14 protein-coding genes are annotated in these 18,477 nt (G+C 64.4%); 1 reads left to right on the top strand and 13 read right to left on the bottom strand.

The window, feature by feature from the left end; all coding sequences use genetic code 11:
* Positions 1 to 12: 12 nt before the first annotated feature.
* From R2834_07160 to R2834_07145, 4 genes are all read right to left on the bottom strand, one after another.
* Positions 13 to 354: an STAS domain-containing protein gene (locus R2834_07160; protein ID MEZ4700092.1), complete on the bottom strand. Its 342-nt coding sequence runs from the start codon at positions 352 to 354 to the stop codon at positions 13 to 15.
* Positions 355 to 408: 54 nt separating this feature from the next.
* The gene (secF, locus tag R2834_07155) at positions 409 to 1,326 is read right to left on the bottom strand and encodes a protein translocase subunit SecF (GenBank protein ID MEZ4700091.1); all 918 of its coding nucleotides are present in this window, start codon (positions 1,324 to 1,326) and stop codon (positions 409 to 411) included.
* A 93-nt stretch (positions 1,327 to 1,419) separates the two neighbouring features.
* On the bottom strand, positions 1,420 to 3,276 hold the full coding sequence (gene secD, locus R2834_07150) for a protein translocase subunit SecD (GenBank protein MEZ4700090.1): 1,857 nt from the start codon (positions 3,274 to 3,276) through the stop codon (positions 1,420 to 1,422).
* A gap of 118 nt (positions 3,277 to 3,394) precedes the next feature.
* Positions 3,395 to 3,940: a hypothetical protein gene (locus R2834_07145; GenBank protein MEZ4700089.1), complete on the bottom strand. Its 546-nt coding sequence runs from the start codon at positions 3,938 to 3,940 to the stop codon at positions 3,395 to 3,397.
* 178 nt (positions 3,941 to 4,118) lie between these two features.
* On the opposite strand from R2834_07145, the gene recQ reads away from it, so the two are divergent.
* Entirely contained in the window at positions 4,119 to 5,954 is a 1,836-nt protein-coding gene (recQ, locus tag R2834_07140; protein MEZ4700088.1) for a DNA helicase RecQ, read from the top strand.
* A gap of 20 nt (positions 5,955 to 5,974) precedes the next feature.
* Here recQ and R2834_07135 read toward each other — a convergent pair whose 3' ends face one another.
* The 9 genes from R2834_07135 to R2834_07095 form a co-directional block, all read right to left on the bottom strand.
* Complete coding sequence (locus R2834_07135; GenBank protein ID MEZ4700087.1) at positions 5,975 to 6,649, bottom strand: nitroreductase family protein; 675 nt, start codon at positions 6,647 to 6,649, stop codon at positions 5,975 to 5,977.
* A gap of 206 nt (positions 6,650 to 6,855) precedes the next feature.
* Complete coding sequence (locus R2834_07130) at positions 6,856 to 7,599, bottom strand: SIMPL domain-containing protein (GenBank protein MEZ4700086.1); 744 nt, start codon at positions 7,597 to 7,599, stop codon at positions 6,856 to 6,858.
* An 87-nt stretch (positions 7,600 to 7,686) separates the two neighbouring features.
* Positions 7,687 to 9,189, bottom strand: coding sequence for an asparagine--tRNA ligase (locus tag R2834_07125; GenBank protein ID MEZ4700085.1), 1,503 nt, complete (start codon positions 9,187 to 9,189; stop codon positions 7,687 to 7,689).
* Between the two features lie 117 nt (positions 9,190 to 9,306).
* Entirely contained in the window at positions 9,307 to 10,179 is an 873-nt protein-coding gene (locus R2834_07120) for a UbiA family prenyltransferase (GenBank protein ID MEZ4700084.1), read from the bottom strand.
* A 52-nt stretch (positions 10,180 to 10,231) separates the two neighbouring features.
* Positions 10,232 to 13,624 carry a cohesin domain-containing protein gene (locus R2834_07115; protein ID MEZ4700083.1) on the bottom strand — a complete coding sequence of 1,131 codons (3,393 nt, stop codon included), beginning with the start codon at positions 13,622 to 13,624 and terminating at the stop codon, positions 10,232 to 10,234.
* 467 nt (positions 13,625 to 14,091) lie between these two features.
* Entirely contained in the window at positions 14,092 to 14,862 is a 771-nt protein-coding gene (locus R2834_07110) for a T9SS type A sorting domain-containing protein (GenBank protein MEZ4700082.1), read from the bottom strand.
* Between the two features lie 296 nt (positions 14,863 to 15,158).
* On the bottom strand, positions 15,159 to 15,974 hold the full coding sequence (locus R2834_07105) for a metallophosphoesterase (GenBank protein MEZ4700081.1): 816 nt from the start codon (positions 15,972 to 15,974) through the stop codon (positions 15,159 to 15,161).
* Between the two features lie 77 nt (positions 15,975 to 16,051).
* Positions 16,052 to 17,341, bottom strand: coding sequence for a pyruvate dehydrogenase complex dihydrolipoamide acetyltransferase (locus tag R2834_07100; GenBank protein ID MEZ4700080.1), 1,290 nt, complete (start codon positions 17,339 to 17,341; stop codon positions 16,052 to 16,054).
* A 94-nt stretch (positions 17,342 to 17,435) separates the two neighbouring features.
* Positions 17,436 to 18,416, bottom strand: coding sequence for a pyruvate dehydrogenase complex E1 component subunit beta (locus tag R2834_07095; protein ID MEZ4700079.1), 981 nt, complete (start codon positions 18,414 to 18,416; stop codon positions 17,436 to 17,438).
* Positions 18,417 to 18,477 lie beyond the last annotated feature (61 nt).

Here is an 18,477-nt window from a genome sequence, read left to right as displayed (position 1 = left end):
GCCGCCGTCGCGTCAGTCCGCGTAGCTGGTTACCGCCTCATCGACGGAATCGTAGTGTTTGAACACCGTAATCAGCTTGGTAATTACGAGCAGCGACTGGATCCGGTCGGCCACGTTGGCAAGCCGCAGATCGCCGCCGGCGTTCCGCATCGTCGTCATCGCACTGATCAACATGCCCAGGCCGCTGGAGTTCATGAACTTGGTTTTGGACAGATCGACTACCACGTTCTTTTTTTCCTGCTCCTTGAGCTCCTTAAGCGTGTCGTGCAGTTTCGCGCCGTCCGGACCGCCCATGACGTTCCCTTTGAGGGTGATGACGACTGCGTTGTATTTCTCTTCGACACTGTAATTCATCGCGCGATTCCGATTAGTGAGAGAGTTCCGTGCTGATTGGTGGGAGAGGACGCGTCAGCGCTTCTTGCCTTGCCCCTGCAGCTCCACCACAACCGGCGACGCCACAAAGATCGATGAATAGGTACCGATGAGGATACCGAAGGCCAGCGCGAAGGCAAATCCTCGCAACACTTCGCTTCCGAATATAAACAGCGTCAATACCACGAGCAAGGTTGTGCCCGATGTAATGATGGTACGGCTCAGCGTGCTGTTGATCGAGCGGTTCACAACCGTCGCGTACTTTTCGGTTTTGAACATGTTGGCGTACTCACGAATGCGGTCGAACACGACCACCGTGTCGTTCAGCGAATACCCCACGATCGTCAGGAACGCGGCGATGATCGTCTGATCGATCTGGAGCGAGAACGGCAGGATGTCGAGGTGGTGCATCGCCGAGAACATCCCCAGCGTGATGATCACGTCGTGCATCAGCGCCACGACGGCGCCGACGCTGAACCCGACCTTCCACTGGAATCGAATCCAGATGTAGAGGAAGATCACGATGAGCGAACCGATGATGGAGTAGATCGCCCCTTTCTTGAGGTCTTCGGCAAAACGGGGACCGACGATGTCCGTCTTGACGATCCGATGCGTCGCGCCGGGAAACGAGGTATCGAGCCCGCGCAGTACCTGGGCCTGCACGTCGTTGATGTCGCCGCCGGCGGCGGTCCGGATCAGCAGGGCCCCCTCGCCGAAGGTTTTCACCTCGGGCTCGGCGCCGAGCGAGCCGGCGAGCGCCGCGCGCACGGCCGTCGAAGGCGGAATCTCCGAGCTCTCGACGACAAACTCCATCCCGCCCTGGAAGTCGATCCCGAGCTCGAGCCCGCGAATCAGCAGCGACAGGATGCTCAGCACGATGAGCGTTCCCGAGATGACGTAGGCAATACGCCGGTTCTCGATGAACGCGTAGTTGGCATTTTCAAACATTCGCATGGAAGTTACCGGTAAGCGGCCCGGCCGCATCCGCAGCCCGGGCCCGTGTCTATGGCTCCAGGGTCCCGCACAACGCAGGACCCGCGTGGTGCATCAGCCGAAGCTGACGTTCATACGGCGGTCGTTGACCATCCAATCGAAGAAGATGCGGGAGATCACGATCGCGCTGAAAAGCGACGAGGCGATACCGGCCATCAGCGTAACGGCGAAACCCTGGATCGGGCCGACGCCGAACGAATAGAGGATGAGACCGACGAAAAACGTCGTAATGTTGGAGTCGAAGATGGCGCTGAGCGCTTTCGAGTATCCGCCGTCGATGGCGGCCTTCAGCGTCTTGCCGGTGTTCTGCTCCTCCCGCACGCGCTCGAAGATGAGCACGTTCGCGTCGACGGCCATACCGATCGTGAGCACGATACCGGCGATGCCCGGCAGGGTGAGCGTGGCGCCGAAGGCGGCGAGGATACCGAGGATGAAGATGACGTTCAGCACCAGCGCGATGTCGGCGATGAAGCCGGCCGTCCGGTAGTAGAACACCATGAAGAGCGCCACGATGAGCAGGCCGATCAGCACCGAGTTGAGGCCGGCCTGGATCGACGCCGCGCCGAGGCTCGGCCCGACCGTGCGTTCCTCGACGATGTCGACCGGCGCCGGCAGCGCGCCCGACTTGAGCACCGTCACGATGTCCTGCGCTTCCTCGCGGGATTCGAGGTTGTTGATCGACGTCCGGCCGCTCGGAATGCGCTCGATGACCGTCGGGAACGAGTAGACCACGTTGTCCAGCACGACCGACACGTTGCGGCCGACGTTGGCCCCCGTCAGGCGCGACCACGTGCGGGCGCCTTCGGCATTCATCGTCATCGAGATCTCGGGCCGGTTCACTTCGTCGAACTCGACGCGCGCATCGGTGATCACGCTGCCGTCGAGCTCGACTTCCTTGCGGACGCCGAGGACGTAGTACTGCTCGAACCCGTTCACGTCGACGCCGACGGATTCCGAGCTGAGCATGAGCGTGGTGTTGGCCGGCAGCTGATCCTGGAAGAGTTTCTCCTTCATCAGCGCGTTGAACTTCGCGGTATCGGCTTCCGACACCGTGCCGTAGATCACGCCGTTGCCGAGCGGCTGCAGGACCGCGAGGAATTTGTTGTTCGTGCCGAGCACGTCTTCCTCGTCTTCGAGCAGGTTGTCGATGGCGCTGGAGTCCGCGGCGACCGTATCGGCGGTCGCCAGGTCGGGGTCCTCCTCATACACCTCGATCAGCTGCTGGAGCGAGCGGATCACGTCGTCCGGCTCCGTCATCAGGCGAAACTCGAGACGCGCCGTGCCGCGAAGCAGCGAGCGGACGCGCTCGGCGTCGTCGACACCGGGGAGTTCGACGACGATGCGCCGGGTGCCCTGGCGCTGGATCGCCGGCTCGCTCACGCCGAAGCGGTCGACGCGCTGACGGATGATTTCGATGGCGCGCTGCACGGCCTCGTCGGCTTCCGTCTGCAGGTACTGGAGGACTTCGTCGTTGCTCGAGCGGCGCGTGATGTTGGCCGCGTCGTCCCGGAAATAGCGCGACAGGCGCGCTTCGGGATCGCGCTGGGCGAAGATATTCCCGAACGTCTCGATCATGGACGTCGTCCCGCTCACAGACTGGGCGCGGGCCTCGGCCAGCACTTCGTTGAAGGCCGGGTCGATGTCGGTCGCCAGTTCCCGGATGAGCGCGTCGAGACGCACTTCGAGCGTCACGTGCATGCCGCCGAGGAGGTCCAGACCGAGTTTAAGGGACCGCTCGCGGAGGTCGCGGAGCCGGGTGTTGTTTTCTTCTTCGTACTGGATCCGCTCGTCATCGGCCATGGCCGCGATCTTGCTGTTCTCCATGTAGTTCCGCACCGACGGATACAGGTAGAACCCGCACAGAATGAGGAAGGCGAGCGTTACGGTAATTTTAAATCCATTCTCTTTCATGGCATACAGATAGCCGCGTCAGGAGCCCGCGCCTACAGGGCGCACGGGTTCCGGACAGTTGGATAGGGAAGTGACCAGACGACGCGCGACGCGTCGGGATGTGAACGGCAGGCGCCGGCTAGGGGCCAAGCGGCTGGAGGGCTGTCAAGAGCCGGCGAGGCAGCACCGTCAGGGCCGCCTCGGTGGAGGTGCGCAGCGCTTCGTTGAACGCTACGAGGGTGAGACTCGATGCCCGCGTGAGCACGGCACGGAGCGTCCGCTCCGAAAGCGCGACGCGTACGGGGGTCGCCTTCATCAACAGTTCCGGCGCCACGGCGTCGCCCACGAGCCGGCTGAACCGCTGGCTCAGCAGGTCGAGCAGGTCTTCGGCCTGGATGACCGCGCCGGTGAAGGCATGGGAAAGGCCATCGGCATCGCCGTAGGCCTGGATGAAGGCAGAGAGAAAGGCGTGGAGCGTGCGCGGCGACGTCGCCATGGCGCGCTCGATGGCCGCCTCGAAACCTTCGGATGGGCTCTCCCGAAGCTGTGTCCGCAGCCAGTCGCCGTAATCGCTTTCGGCATACTGTCCCACGCGCGCAACCGGAGCCACCAGCGAGGGCAGCAGGCTGAGCAGCGCGGCGGCGGCAAAAAGCCGCAGGGACCATGTGGCGCGCACGAAGCGCATGCGATTTCGGGTTGGGAGAAGATTCGAAGCGATAATCGGCCCTTTTATGTATTTATGAAGTCAGGGTTTCCTGCCACCCGGGGCACGGGGGAATATAGTGGGCGGGCGGTGCAGGAAACCCCGGCAGCGCCTGACCGTGCAAGCGGGGTCTGATCTCCCACCCACACCTGCACCGGCTGTGCCGCATACCACACCGCGCGACATCCTCAAAAACGTCTACGGGTTCGACCGTTTTCGGGACCGCCAGGAAGCCATCGTCGAGCGGGTCGTAGCGGGGCGGCATACGCTCCTCGTGATGCCCACCGGCGGCGGCAAATCGCTCTGCTACCAGCTGCCGGCGCTCCTCCGCCCGGGCATCGGGATCGTGGTCTCCCCGCTCATCGCGTTGATGCAGGACCAGGTGGCCGCGCTCACCCAGCTCGGCGTCCGCGCCGCCTACCTCAATTCCAGCCTCGACCTCGACGCCCAGCGCGACGTGGCCCGGCGGGCGCTCGCCGGCGAGCTCGACCTGCTCTACGTCGCCCCCGAACGCCTCATGACGGAGGGCTTCCAGGCCCTGCTCGGCCGGCTTCAGATCGCCCTCCTCGCCATCGACGAAGCCCACTGCATCTCCCAGTGGGGGCACGACTTCCGGCCCGAGTACCTCCAGCTCGCCAGCCTGCGGGACCGGTTTCCGGACATCCCCTGCATCGCCGTCACCGCCACGGCCGACGAGCCCACCCAGCGCGAAATCCTCGAACGTCTCCAGATCCCGGAGGACGGATTGGCCGTCACCGGCTTCGACCGGCCCAATATCCGCTACGCCGTCATCCCCAAAAAAAGCCCGCGCCAGCAGCTGCTTCAGTTCATCGAACGGGAGCATCCGGGCGACGCCGGCATCGTCTACTGCTTTTCACGCAAAAGCGTCGAAGAGACGGCGGCTTGGCTCTCGGACCACGGCATCGAGGCCGTCCCCTACCACGCCGGCCTCGCCGGCGACGTCCGCGAGCACAACCAGCGCCGGTTCATCCAGGAAGAAGGGCTGATCGTGGTCGCGACCATCGCCTTCGGCATGGGGATCGACAAACCCAACGTCCGCTTCGTGGCGCATCTCGACGTGCCGCGTTCGCTCGAGGCCTACTACCAGGAGACGGGCCGCGCCGGCCGCGACGGCCTTCCGGCCGACGCCTGGATGACGTACAGCCTGGCCGACGTGGTCACGATGCGCAAGATCCTCGAAAGCTCCGAAGCCGGCGAGAAACAGAAATGGGTCGAGCAGCACAAACTCAACCAGCTCTTCGGGTACTGCGAGACGGTGGCCTGCCGCCGGCAGGTGCTCCTCGCCTACTTCGGCCAGCCGCTCGACGCCGCCTGCGGCAACTGCGACAACTGCACCGACCCCGTCGAGCAGTGGGACGGCACCGTCGCCGCGCAGAAGGTGATGTCATGCGTCGCACGCACCGGCCAGCGCTTCGGCGTGGGCCACCTCGTGGATGTGCTGCTCGGCAACGAAACCGACAAGATCAGCCGGTTCGGCCACGACCGGCTGCCGACCTTCGGCATCGGCCGGGAGTTGAGCGCCGTCGAGTGGCAGTCGGTCATCCGCCAGCTCGTCGCGGCCGACTTCCTCCGGGTGGATGTGGCCGGCTACGGCGGCGTGCGGCTCACGGAGGCGTGCGGTCCGGTACTGAAGGGGTTGCAGCCCGTTTCGTTCCGCAAGGATCAGAAACCCGCCGGCCGTACCCGCCGGCGGCGCGCGACGACCCTCGAAGCCTTCGAGGAATCCGTCCACGCCGAGCGCCCGGGCGACCGGGAGCTGTTCGAGGCACTGCGTCGGCTACGCCTCGAACTCGCCCGCGACCAGGGCGTACCGCCCTACGTCGTCTTCGGCGACGCCACCCTCACCGCGATGGTCCGCCACCGGCCGGCGACACTGGACGATTTCGCCCGGCTCAGCGGGGTTGGGCAGGTCAAGCTGGAGCGCTACGGGGAGGCCTTCCTGGAGGCCATCCGCCAGCATATCGACCCGTCCTAAATACAGCGTCAGGCCCGAGGCTACCGCCAGACCGCGATCTCCCCCAGCTCCTTCCGCTTCAGATCGGGCACCGACGCATCCTCGGCGGGGTAACCGACCGGAAACAGGATGTACGGCTTCTCGTTCGCCGGCCGGCCCAGGATCTCGTTCAGAAAGCGCATCGGACTCGGCGTGTGGGTCAGCGTCGCCAGGCCCATATGGTGCACCGCCGTGATAAACATCCCGCAGGCGATGCCGCAGCTTTCCTGGACGTAGAAGTGCTTCTTCTTCTCTCCTTCCGGGCCCAGCCCGTACGTCTGGGCGAAACACACCACGATCCACGGGACGGTTTCCAGAAACGGCTTCCGCCAGTCGGTGCCGATGGGCGCCAACGCTTCCAGCCACTCGGCGGACATCCGGCTGTCGTAGCTCTCCCGCTCCTCTTTCTCGGCGGCGACACGAATCGCGTGCTTCATGGCCGGGTCGCTCACGGCGACGAAGGTCCACGGCTGCCGGTGCGCGCCGCTGGGCGCCGTGCCGGCCGTCTGGATGGCGCGCTCGATGAGGTGGCGCGGCACCGGCCGGTCGCTGAAGAAGCGGACTGACCGCCGGCGGTTCATCTCGGCGTAAAATGCATCGGCGCGCTCACCCATCTCGGCTTCGGGAATGGGGTTGAACGCGAGCGGGATGTGGGGAAAGGGCGTGGAGGATGCCATGCGCGAGGCGATAAATAACCGGTCAACAAAAAAACAGGGCGGAATCTGCGCCCGCCTCGTGCCGAACGCAGGCGCAGATTCTCAGACTACCCGAGCAACGGCACAGTATGCCTACAGAGGCCCTCCACTGCCTCCGTAGCCGTGCGATGCACAGTACATCCAGTTAGTAGACGCGACGGGACGACGCGACGGGATGACCCTTCGCGTCAATCCTGAAGAGCGAAGGTGATGCGGACGGAGGTAGACACCTCCATCTCGCCGGCGGCGTAGGCGTCGGGCTCCGGGGCGGCCATGCCGGCTTTGAGCACGCGCGACTCGGCCATGTCCATCATCACCATCGGCGCCGGCACCGAATAGCCTTCTTCCTGGATCACGAGCACGGCACCGAGTTTGGCGCCGGCGGTGCTGGCCATCAGCTCGGCCTTGGCGCGGGCTTCCTGGACGGCTTCGACCAGCGCCTCGTTCCGGAACGCGGCGTCATCCTTCAATCCGTAATTGATGTTATTCAGCCGGTTTGCGCCCTTCTGGACGATCTCGGCGATCAGGCCGGGCAGCTTGTCGAGGTCTTCCACCTCGACGACGAGGTCCCGATAGGCTTCGTAGCCCTTTTCCTCATGCCGGCGCGTTTCGGGGTTATACTCCTGCACGGGCTGCAGCCGGAGGGTCTGAAGCTTGAGCTTGCGTTCCTCGACCCCCATCTTGCGGATGGCGTTCATCGCCTCGCTCGCGGTTTTGGCATTGCGGGCGCGCGCATCCTCGGGATCCATGGAGCGAGTCACGATGCCGAAGGAGACCGTCGCCTTGTCGGGCACCGCCGTCGCCTTGCCCTGTCCGCCGACCGTGACGGTCCGCTGAATGATCTTTTCCATCGTTTGAGCCGAGCTGGTTGCCGGCGCGATGAGGCCGCCGAGCATCAATAAAAGTGCGAATATCGATGTATATCGTTTCATGTTCGAATCTTCAAGTCGGTGTAAATCAAGGCACAATCAGACCTTGAACCTCGAACCTTAAACGTCGGACCGGTCCGAAAGATTGCGTCAGGGGGTAAGCCGGCCCAGCATACGGGGGAACGGGATGGCCTCGCGCAGGTGCGTCAGCCCCGTAATCCAGGTCACTGTGCGCTCCAGCCCCAGCCCGAAGCCGCTGTGCGGGACCGAGCCGTACCGCCGAAGGTCGAAGTACCAGCCAAAGACCTCTTCCGGGAGCTGATGGTCGCGCACCTGCTGCTGCAGGAACGCCAGATCCGTCGCGCGTTCGCCTCCGCCGATGATCTCGCCGTAGCCCTCGGGCGCCAGCACATCCATCCCGAGCGCGAGGCGGTCGTCTTCCGGGTCGCGCTTCATGTAGAAGGCCTTGACGGCGGCCGGATACCGGTGCACGATGATCGGTCGGTCGAAGTGCCGCGTCAGCAGCGTTTCGTCGCTTCCGCCCAGGTCGTTTCCCCACTCGAACTGCATGGCGGATTCTTTCCACCTGGGCAGGTTGCGGAGGCTCTCCTCGATGTCCGCCAGCCGCTGGTTGATCTCGATCTCCCGGGCGTCCATCTGGCGTTTCTCGTGCTTTTTGGCCTGTCCGTAGCGTTTCTTGTTGGCCTCGAGTTCCTCCTTCAGCTTCGGCCCCTCGGCCTCGAGCGCGGCGATTTCGGCGTCGACCATCGCCATCGTCTTGTCGCTCTTGAGCAGCGTCACGGCATCGGTATACGAGATGCGGGGGAAGGGTTTCTGGATGCGCTCCAGCGCCGCGATGTCGCGGCCCAGCGCGTCCAGCTCCTCGCGGCAATCGGCGAGGACGGCCTGTACGATCGAAACGAGGAAGTCCTCCGCCAGGTCCATGTTCATCGCCAGGTCGTAAAACGCCATCTCGGGTTCGATCATCCAGAACTCGGTGAGATGCCGGCGGGTCTTCGATTTTTCCGCCCGGAATGTCGGCCCGAAGGTGTAGATCTTCCCGAACGCCATCGCCATCGCCTCGCCGTAGAGCTGGCCGCTCTGGGTCAGGTACGCCGGCTCGCCGAAGTAGTCGATCTCGAACAACGTCGACGTCCCTTCCACGGCATTGCCGGTCAGGATCGGCGCGTCCATCTGCAGGAAGCCGCGCGACTGGAAGAACTGGTGGATCGCCATGATGATGCGGTTGCGAATCCGCATGATGGCCCAGGGCCGGCGGCTGCGCAGCCACAGGTGCCGGTTGTTCATCAGGAAGTCGACGCCATGCTCCTTGGGCGTGATCGGGTAGTCGGTCGACGTCCCGATCAGCGCCACGCGGGTCGCCTGGATCTCCCATCCCCCCACCTGGCGTTCGTCTTTCCGCACGAGCCCCTCGATCTGCAGCGCGGTCTCCTGGGCCGACTCGCCCGCGGCCGTCCACGACGCGGCATCGACCTCTTCCTGATTCACCACGCACTGCACGAGTCCGGAACCGTCGCGCATGACAAGAAACTGCAGCCCCTTGGACTCCCGCTTGTTGTACAGCCAGCCCTTGATCGTGACGTGCTGGCCGTCGTGGCGGCCCAGATGATCGATAGTCGTGTAGGTACGCATGGTATGGGTATGACAGGACGTGTTCGTAGCGGGTACGGTAGTGCAGAATGCGGCAAATGTTCCGATGACCGCCGCAGACGCTCGGGCCGAGCGACCTGACGGCAGCGGCCGGACGCCCTACCGGCCCCAGCCGGCGATCGCCACGCCGACGAGCGGCCAGGCGGCGGCGAGATCCAGCGCCAGGGTATAGAACCATCGGGACGCCGGCATGGGTCTGCTGACCAGGAGCGCCATGATCACCGGGCCGGCGAGGTCGATCCAGGCCGGCGGCGGCCAGCCCGAGCGCCATGCCAGCACGCCACCGACGGCCAGGGCCGCCCCGCACGTGAGCTGCGCGACGCGGCGCATCGAGGTCTCCCCCAGGAACTGCGCCACGGAGCGAAGCCCCTCACGCCGGTCCCCGTCGCGATCCGGCCAGTCCGCGAGCAGCACGTTCGGCAGCAAAAAAAGCAGCCGATACACGAACAGCAGCGCGACCTGCCCGTCGGGGAGTCGGCCTGCTTCCAGCGTCGGCAGCAACGTCGCCCCGAGCGCCCATCCGCCGGCGATCGCGAGCGGCTTGATCAGCCAGTTGCCCTTGAGCCTCGTCTTCCCCGGAAGCAGTGGAAAGAGATACAGCACGCCGGCCACCCCGAGGACCGCCCCGGCGCCCAGCGTCCTCGGCGAAAGATAGGGCCACGCCACACCGATGGCGAGGAGCGAGGCGAGCGTGGAAAACAGGGTGTAGCGGCGATGCCTGTGAACCCACTGGAGCCGATCCGGCTGGTTGTGGGCGTCTTCGGCCGAGGTATGCCACGCGCGATCGATCTGGTACAGGAGAAACGCGCCGCCGGCGCCGGCGAGCATGAGGGGGCCTTGCAGAGGCGCATCGAACCAGAGCGGGGTTGCGCCGAGCAGGCCGGCAGCCACGAGCGGAATCTGGAGATTCCCGTACAGGAGGAGCGAGGTGAGCGCGTGAGGCCGCGCCGCGGTGTCCGCTGGATGTGTCACGCCATCGGCCGGAGCTGGGACACCCCCGCCGCGGCGCCGGTAGCGAGGCCGGCTACTTGAGCAGCGTCATGGTGTCGCTTGAGGTATACGTTTGCTGGGCGCCACGCGCCGTCACGCGGTAAACGTAGGTCCCGGAAGCAAGTTCGGACGCATCGAGGGAGGCCGTGTTGGATTCGCCGGCCGTGAAGGTCTGCGAGGGCACGTTCAGGACATGCCGGCCCAGCATGTCGTACACATCGATCTCGACCAGGGCGGGCTCGGGCAGCTCGAACTGGATCGAGGTGGTCGGATTAAAGGGATTCGGAAAATTGCCTCTCAGCGAGAACCCCTCCGGCATCACGGCCTCGTTTTCGGACGCCGTCGACAGCGGCAAGAACAGCGCGCGGCCGTCGGGTGCGTACGCCGTGATGGTGATGTCGGGCTGGGTCAGCACCGGATCGACGAAGCCCTGGATCATGAAGAGCAGCGCGGCGCCGGCGGTGCGGCTGAGGTCGGCCCGGTACGTGTTGATCGTGGTGCCGTTGGAATCGACCAGCTCCATGTGGTAGAGGCCGGGGCTGATGCCCCGCGCGAGCCGGCCTTCGCCGAAGGCGACATCCGTCCCGAAGGCGGCGACCGTGCGGTGCGCCCCGCTGTCATCCACCAGATTGATGGACATGAGCGGCGCGTCCGGCGACCCCTGGAATGCCATCAGATCGATCGTGTCTTCCCCGCTGGCTTCGAGGACCGTTTCCTCGACCACGATCCCAAGCGACTGCTTTCCCGAGCCGGCAAACAACCCGTTGAGGACCGCCACATACGCCTGGTCGTTGATGAGCGTCACGTTGGTCGTCGCGATCGGCGAGTTGTTGTTCGCCGCCTTGTCGTTCACCACATCGATCTTGAGCACCGCCGTGGTGTATTCGAAGAAGGGGGTGGCCTTCGCATACGAAAGTCCGTCCGCCACCTTCACATTGTTGATGTAGACATCCACGATGGGCGCATCCGGCGAGTTGTGGATGAGCTGGAGGGATGCCGAGACGCCGTGCACCGTGATGCTACCGTCGATGGGTGCGGCCGCCGGCGTCCCGCTGTTGAGCGTGAACGCGGTGAACGACAGGTCGCTCGTGCCCGGCGCCGTCAGATCGGCGACCAGGTTGAGGAGGGTCCCGGAACCGGTCAGCGGCTGCGCGCCGGTGTAGGAGACGGTGATCTGCCCCGTGGCCGAGGTGACGCTGACCTGCTGACCGGCGAGCATGGTGCCCTCGGTCGACACGGCCGCAATGGTCAGGTCGGCGGCGTCGTAGGTCACGGTGAAGCTGAACGAGCTCACGTTGCGCCCGGTCAGCACGCCGATATTCACCGGCAGATTGAGTTTTTCCCCCACGGAGCCCATCAAACCGGAGGGCAGCGACACGCCGATCGAGCCATTGCCGGCGATGGTCACGTTGCCGTTCTGCAGGCTCGCCTGCGGCGTCCCGGTGTTGAAGGTAAAGCTGGAAAACGTCAGCGGCGAGGTGCCGTCGCTCAGCAGGCTGAAACGGATATTCGCGAGCGTGCCCGAGCCGGTCAGCGCCGTGCCCTGCCAGCTGACGGTGAGCTGGCCGGCCGTCGAGGTGTTGACCGTCGGCGTGCTGCCGGCGGACAGCGTGCCGGCGACATCGACCCCGGCGACGCTCATCAGCGAACTATTGAAGGTCAGGGTGAAGGCGTAGGATGTCACGCCGGCGTCGGAGGTATTGCCCACCGTCACCGGCACCGTCAGCGTCTCGCCGACATTACCGGTCCCGTTCTGCGGCAGGGCGACGTTGATGATCGGCGTATCGCTCGTGATCGTCACGCTGCCGTTCGTCAGCGTCGCGGCGGGCGACCCTTCGTTGAACGAGAAGCTGTCAAAGGTGAGGGCGCTCGTCCCTTCCCCGAGCAGGCTGACCTGCAGATTGACCAGGGCGCCGGCGCCGGCGAGGTTGCTCACCGCCGCCCAGGCGACCGTTACCTTGCCCGACGTGGCCGTATTGACGATGGCCGACGTGCCGGCGGTCAGCGTCCCGGTCTGGCTCACGCCCACGCTGACTTTCGCGGGGTCGAAGCTCAGGGTAAACTCAAACGACGACACCGCGCGGCCGGTCAGGTCGCCCACGGATACGGGGATCGACACCGTCTCCCCCACCTTGCCGCTGCGCTGCGAGAGCGATACGGCGATCGGGGCGACGGTCGTCACGACGACCTGCCCGTTCGTCGTCTGCGCCGCCGGCGTGCCTTCGTTAAACACGGCGGAGGCAAACGTCAGCGCCGACGTGCCGGCGGTGCGCAGATTCGCCTCGAGATTGATCAGGACGCCCGAGCCGCTCAGCGCGGTCCCGCTGGCCCACACGATGCTCAACACCCCGGCGCTCGGCGACGTCACGATGGGCGCCGCGCTCGAAGACAGCGTGCCGGATACGGTCGCCGTGCCGATGTTCACGATGGCCGGGTCGAAATGGACCGTCAGCTGATAGGAGTTGATGCTCTTACCGGTGACGTTATCTACCGTAATCGGAATCTGCACCGAGGTCCCTACCCCGCCGGAAAACGAAGCAGGCAGGGCGATGGCCACCGGAGAAACCGTCTGGCCCGTCACGGTGATCGAGCCGTTGGTCGTCGTGGCCGCCGGCGATCCGCTGTTGAATTGCATCGACGACAACGTCAACGCCGAGGTGCCGGCCGCTACCGGCGTCGCCGTCAGGTTCACGAGCGTGCCCGCTCCGGACAGCGCCGCGCCGTTGCTCCAGGTCAGGGTGATCGTACCCGATCCCGTGGTAACCGAGGGTGTGGCCGCCGAGGAGAGGGTGCCGTTCACCGTGGCGCCCGTAATATTGATAACCGCCGGGTTATATGCTACCGTCATGGCGTAGGAGGTGACGTTCGCGCCCGAAACAGACCCGACGGTGACCGGCAGCGAGACCGTCCCGCCACCGACCTGGGCCGAGGCCGACGCCGGCAAGGACACGGCGATCGAAGGCGGCGGATCGGCTTCCGTAACCGTCACGCTGCCGTTCGACGGTGTCGCCGCCGGCGCGCCTTCGTTGAAGATGAAATCGGCGATGGTGAGCGCGGATGTGCCGACGCCGATCAAGTCGGCGCTCAGCTTGATCAGCGCGCCCTGCCCCGTAATGGCGCTGGCGGCCGCCCAGGCGACCGTGATCTGCCCGGAGGTGGCCGTATTGACCGTGGCGGAGGTCCCGCTGGAAAGCGTGCCTGTCACCGATACGGCATTGATCTCAAGGACGGTTGGATCGTAGGTGATGCTGAATTGATACGACGTCACGTTCTGGCCGGTGACGCTGCCCACGGTCAGGTCGATATCCTGGGACGTCCCAAGTTGCCCGGTCACCGCCGGCAGACTGACACTGACCTGCGCGGCGGCCGGCGCGGCCAGGAAGGCCGCGATGACGAGTAGAAAGGTCGAGGGTGATAATCTCCACATGATCCGAAGTAGACTCCGCCCGTTTCCGGGCATCATGCAGGCCGGCCCGGTTGCGGTCGGTCGTCCTGCATGGAGGATTACACGATGTACATCAGTAGTCATTGCGTGGGTCAATTCGTCCCCGATGGGGCATGAATACGGGGTTGGGGGCGCATCGGGCCCTTCAGGGCAAAAGCAGGGCCAATCGAACCGAAATCACGGATTGGCACACAAACGACGGGTGTATTCCGATTAGGCGATACCGACCTTCGTGCTGCGATCCGGGACGTGTCGTTTTTTAAGTACCCGCAGTTCTACCGGACCCAACGCGTTTGACCCGCGCCGCGGCGCCCCTGCAAAGGGCGAAAAGGGGTGTTACAGACGCGCTGAAAGAAGGGATCAACCACCTGACGTCACCCGTGTGACCCGGAGGGTGCGCGGGCCCGGCGCCCCTGTGCCAGGTCGCCGGGCGTCATGCCGCTCGTCCGCTATTTGATGAGCGTCATCGTTGCCGTCTGCACCAGCGTCTTGTTCACGCCGCGCGCGACGACGCGGTAGAGATAGACGCCCGACGCGAGATGCGAGGCGTCGATCAGCACGCGCTGATTGGCGCCGGCGGCCAGGGCCTGTTCGGGCACCTCGAGCACCTGACGCCCGAGCATATCCACGACGTCGATGCGGACATTGGAGGCTTCAGGGAGATCGAACTGGATCGTGGTGCTGGGATTGAAGGGATTCGGGTAGTTGCCTTTCAGGGCGAACGCAGTGGGCAGCCCTTCCGGGTCTTCGTTGGAGACCTGGACCACGTTCGAGATAATCCCGTCGGCGGTGCCGGCTTTCGGCTGCCCTTCATTAAAGGTGAACGAACTGAAATCGAGGTCCGACGTGCCCTTGGACTTGAACCGGGCATTGATCGAGAGCAGCTGCCCTTCGCCGGCCAGCGCATTCGTGTGCGCGGCGGCGAGGGTAATCTGGCCGGGCACCGTGTTGTTTTCTACGATGGAAAACCCTTCGGCCAGCAGGCCGGCCGCATCCACGCTCGTAATTTCGAGTACGGCGGGATCGTAGTTGATCGTGAAGAGAAACGCCTTGATGTCCTGCCCGGTCACGTTACCGATCGATACCGGCAGGGAGACCGTACGATCCGTCGTGTACAGCTTGGGCAGGCTCACCGAAATCGTCTGAGCCGCCGCAGTGTGCGCGGCGATCAGACCTACCCCCAGGAGAAAGGTGATGACCTTGGGTATGAAGCGTCGCATAGTGATTGTACGTGGTTTCTTGGAGAGGCCACAGGGGATGAAGCTATCGGGGTGCGAGCCTTCCTGGAAACGCATGCTGGGTTTCCAATCTTCATCTCAACGTGTGCAGCGCGGCGTTGGGGGGCTGACCGGCTACGGGAATCGGTTTCCCAAATACTGTGCCAAGAGAGGGCGTGTCCATGCCGAGGGGTGCCGGCGTGGATTCGGGCGTTCGGGGATACCCCGGGCGGCGCAGAAATGAATCAGATGCTTAATATACGACCGCCACGCAGGGAGAATTGGCTCATTATCTCCCGTTACGATGCGCTATCGGCTATCGTCTCGCGATCGAAACGTGTGCTCTTGATATCGACAAAAACGTGGCGTGTGACGTCGTAACAGCGCTCGGTGACGATAAAATGGTCGGACAGGATATCGATCAAATTGTAATAGTTTTTATTACGATTCGTACGACGGCCGCGGTCGCTTGTCACCGTTCCGGCGCTGGCGATCACGAGACGTCCGTTCTCCGGCGTTCGTTTTAGAGATTCGACATGAGACACGTGGAGATGGCCGCACAGGATGAGATCCACGCCCACCTGCCGCGCCACGTCCAGCGCCGCGGCGCCCCCGCGCGCCACGTCGTGCGGCAGCAGGGCGTCGATGGAGGTGAGCTGGTGATGCACCACGAGGGTCTTGAAGGTGGTCGCCGGCCGGCCGATGAAGAACGACCGGATCGCCTCGCGGGAACGGCGCGAGATGCGCCCTCCCTTGATCGTGCCGCCATGCGCCGAATTGATGCCGAGCACCGCCACGGTCTCATTTTCAAACGACGTGGTGAGATCGTTCGATATGTAGCGGTGATACCGGGAAAGCGGCCGCACGATGCGGGATACGGGCCGCCACCAGGCCAGCACGTCATGATTGCCGGGCACGACGATCGACGGTACGCGCAGGCTGGCCAGCATCCGCGCGGCTTCCCGGTACTGGGTCGGCAACGCGCGCTGGGTCAGATCCCCCGAGATCGCGACGAGGTCGACATCGCTTCGCTCGATTTCAGCGAGGAGCGCATCGACGATCTCGGGATACGCGATACGGCCGAAGTGGAGATCTGAGAGGTGGGCGATGCGCATGACATAATGCGAGAGCCTCCGGAAACGCAGGGGATGCGGTTGCCGGAGGCTCCGTTCGATCTGTTGAGCGTGCGCGTCTAGAGGAGGAGGTTCATCGGCTCCTCGAGATACTGCTTGACGGTATTGAGGAACTGGGCGCCCGTGGCCCCGTCGACCACGCGGTGGTCGCACGAAAGGGTGATTTTCATCCGCTTGCCGGCGACGACTTCGCCGTTTTTCACCACGGCCTCGTCCCGAATGGCGCCGATCGCGAGGATGCACGCGTTCGGGGGGTTGATGATCGCCGTGAACTCCTCGATGCCGAACATGCCGAGGTTGCTCGTCGTGAACGTCGACCCCTCGTAATCTTCCGGCTGAAGCTTCCGGTCGCGCCCCCGTTCCGCGAGCGACCGCGTCTCTTCGGCGATCTGGGACAGCCCTTTCTGGTCGACGTTGCGAATCACGGGCGTGATGAGGCCTTCGTCGACCGCGACAGCGACGGCGATGTTCGCCACCTTGTGCAGCCGAATCTCGCCTTCCGCCTCCATGTAGGACGCGTTCACGTACGGATGCTGGCGCAGCGCGAGCGCGCAGGCTTTCGAAACCAGGTCGTTGAACGACACCTTGCTCCGGTTCTGCGCGGCCGCCAGTTCGTTGAGCTGGTTGCGGAAGGCGGTCGCGTTTTCCATCGCCACGTCCACCGTGAGGTAGAAGTGCGGCGCGGTGAACTTGCTTCCGGCAAGCCGGCGCGTGATCGTTTTGCGCATCTGCGACAGCTTGATGGCCTCGTAGGAGGCTCCGGACGCCGGCGCGGCGCTCGGCGCGGAAGCTGCCGGGGCGCTGGCCGGCTGCGGAGCCGGGCGCTCGGCGGGCGCGGCGGCCGGCTCGGTCGTCACCATCGCCTCGATGTCGCGACGAACGATGCGGCCTTCGGGGCCCGAGCCCTGGATGGCGCCCAGGTCGATCCCGTGCGAGCTGGCGAGTTTTTTGGCCAGAGGCGAGGCCTTGACGCGGCCTTCCGCCTCGGTCGCCGCGGCTTTGGCGACGCCGTTCGCGGCGGGCGCGCTCGCTGCCGGCTCGGCCTGCGCCGGGGCCGGCGCGGCGGCGGCGGTGCCGTTGTACTTGGACAGAATGGCCGAAATATCTTCTCCCTGTTTGCCGAGCACGGCGATCAGCGCCCCGATCGGCACCGCGTCGCCCTCAGCCACCATGCGCTTCAGCAAGACCCCATTGTCATACACTTCCAGATCCATCGTGGCCTTGTCGGTCTCCACCTGGGCGATCACGTCGCCGGCCGACACACTGGCACCTTCTTCTGCGAGCCACGCGACGAGGACACCCTCCTCCATCGTATCGCTCATTTTCGGCATTTCAACGGGTATGGCCATGCTATCGAGAGTTCAATGTTCAAAGTTCAATGTGGAATGACCTGCGTTGCGCAGCTTCGGCGTGCACCCTTCCCTGGCCCCGAAGCCGGCATCCTTATCGATACATCACTTGCCGGCAGGCCTTGTACGTATCCTCTGCGCTCGGCATGTAGAACTCGATCAGGTTCTTCGCATACGGGGCCGGCACATCCTTGGCCGTCACCCGCAGGACCGGCGCGTCGAGATAGTCGAACGCATCGCGCTGGATCTGGAAACCGATTTCAGAGGCGATGCTCGCGAACGGATTGCTCTCGTCGACGATGACGCAGCGATTCGTCTTCCGCACCGAGGTGAGGATGGTCTCGATATCGAGCGGACGAATGGTGCGCGGATCGATGACCTCCGCGCTGAACCCGTCTTTTTCCAGCATCTCGGCCGCCTTCATGGCCACCCAGTAGCTCTTGTTGTGGGCCACGATCGTCACATCCGTGCCCTGGCGGGCGACACGCGCCTTGCCGAGGGGAATCAGGTAGTCGGACGCGTCGGACACTTCGCCGCGCATGCCGTACATGACCTCGCTCTCCATGAAGAGCACTGGATCGTTGTCGCGGATGGCCGACTTCAGGAGGCCTTTCGCATCGTCGGGATTCGAAATCGATACGATTTTCAGCCCCGGGATGGTCGAAAAAATGGATTCGAACGACGTGTTGTGCGTCGCGGCCAGCTGGCCGGCGGCGCCGTTCGGGCCGCGAAACACGATCGGAAACGAAAACTGACCGCCGGACATGTAGCGGATCTTCGCGGCGTTGTTGATGATCTGGTCCATCGACACCATCGAGAAGTTGAACGTCATGAACTCGATGATGGGGCGGAGCCCGTTCATGGCGGCGCCGATGCCCAGGCCGGCGAAGCCGTTTTCCGCGATCGGCGTGTCGATCACGCGCTTGGCCCCGAAGCGTTCGAGCATGCCCTCGCTCACTTTATAGGCGCCGTCGTACTGCGCGACTTCCTCACCCATGAGGAACACCGTTTCGTCGCGTTCCATTTCTTCGATCATTGCGGCGCGGATGGCCTCACGAAGTTGCAATTCTGCCATGTCTATCGTCGTTCAAATAGTGATATCGGATACCGCCGGCTGGACGGCGCAATGGAAGGGG

Source organism: Rhodothermales bacterium, from assembly GCA_041391505.1.
Classification (GTDB): domain Bacteria; phylum Bacteroidota; class Rhodothermia; order Rhodothermales; family JAHQVL01; genus JAWKNW01.
This window is presented reverse-complemented; position numbering and strand designations above follow the sequence as displayed.

Coding starts and splice junctions, on each gene's coding strand:
- R2834_07095 (MEZ4700079.1), bottom strand. CDS start 18,416: ATGGCAGAATTGCAACTTCGTGAGGCCATCCGCGCCGCAATGATCGAA.
- R2834_07145 (MEZ4700089.1), bottom strand. CDS start 3,940: ATGCGCTTCGTGCGCGCCACATGGTCCCTGCGGCTTTTTGCCGCCGCC.
- R2834_07125 (MEZ4700085.1), bottom strand. CDS start 9,189: ATGCGTACCTACACGACTATCGATCATCTGGGCCGCCACGACGGCCAG.
- secF (MEZ4700091.1), bottom strand. CDS start 1,326: ATGCGAATGTTTGAAAATGCCAACTACGCGTTCATCGAGAACCGGCGT.
- R2834_07110 (MEZ4700082.1), bottom strand. CDS start 14,862: ATGCGACGCTTCATACCCAAGGTCATCACCTTTCTCCTGGGGGTAGGT.
- R2834_07100 (MEZ4700080.1), bottom strand. CDS start 17,341: ATGGCCATACCCGTTGAAATGCCGAAAATGAGCGATACGATGGAGGAG.
- R2834_07135 (MEZ4700087.1), bottom strand. CDS start 6,649: ATGGCATCCTCCACGCCCTTTCCCCACATCCCGCTCGCGTTCAACCCC.
- R2834_07130 (MEZ4700086.1), bottom strand. CDS start 7,599: ATGAAACGATATACATCGATATTCGCACTTTTATTGATGCTCGGCGGC.
- R2834_07160 (MEZ4700092.1), bottom strand. CDS start 354: ATGAATTACAGTGTCGAAGAGAAATACAACGCAGTCGTCATCACCCTC.
- secD (MEZ4700090.1), bottom strand. CDS start 3,276: ATGAAAGAGAATGGATTTAAAATTACCGTAACGCTCGCCTTCCTCATT.
- R2834_07105 (MEZ4700081.1), bottom strand. CDS start 15,974: ATGCGCATCGCCCACCTCTCAGATCTCCACTTCGGCCGTATCGCGTAT.
- R2834_07115 (MEZ4700083.1), bottom strand. CDS start 13,624: ATGTGGAGATTATCACCCTCGACCTTTCTACTCGTCATCGCGGCCTTC.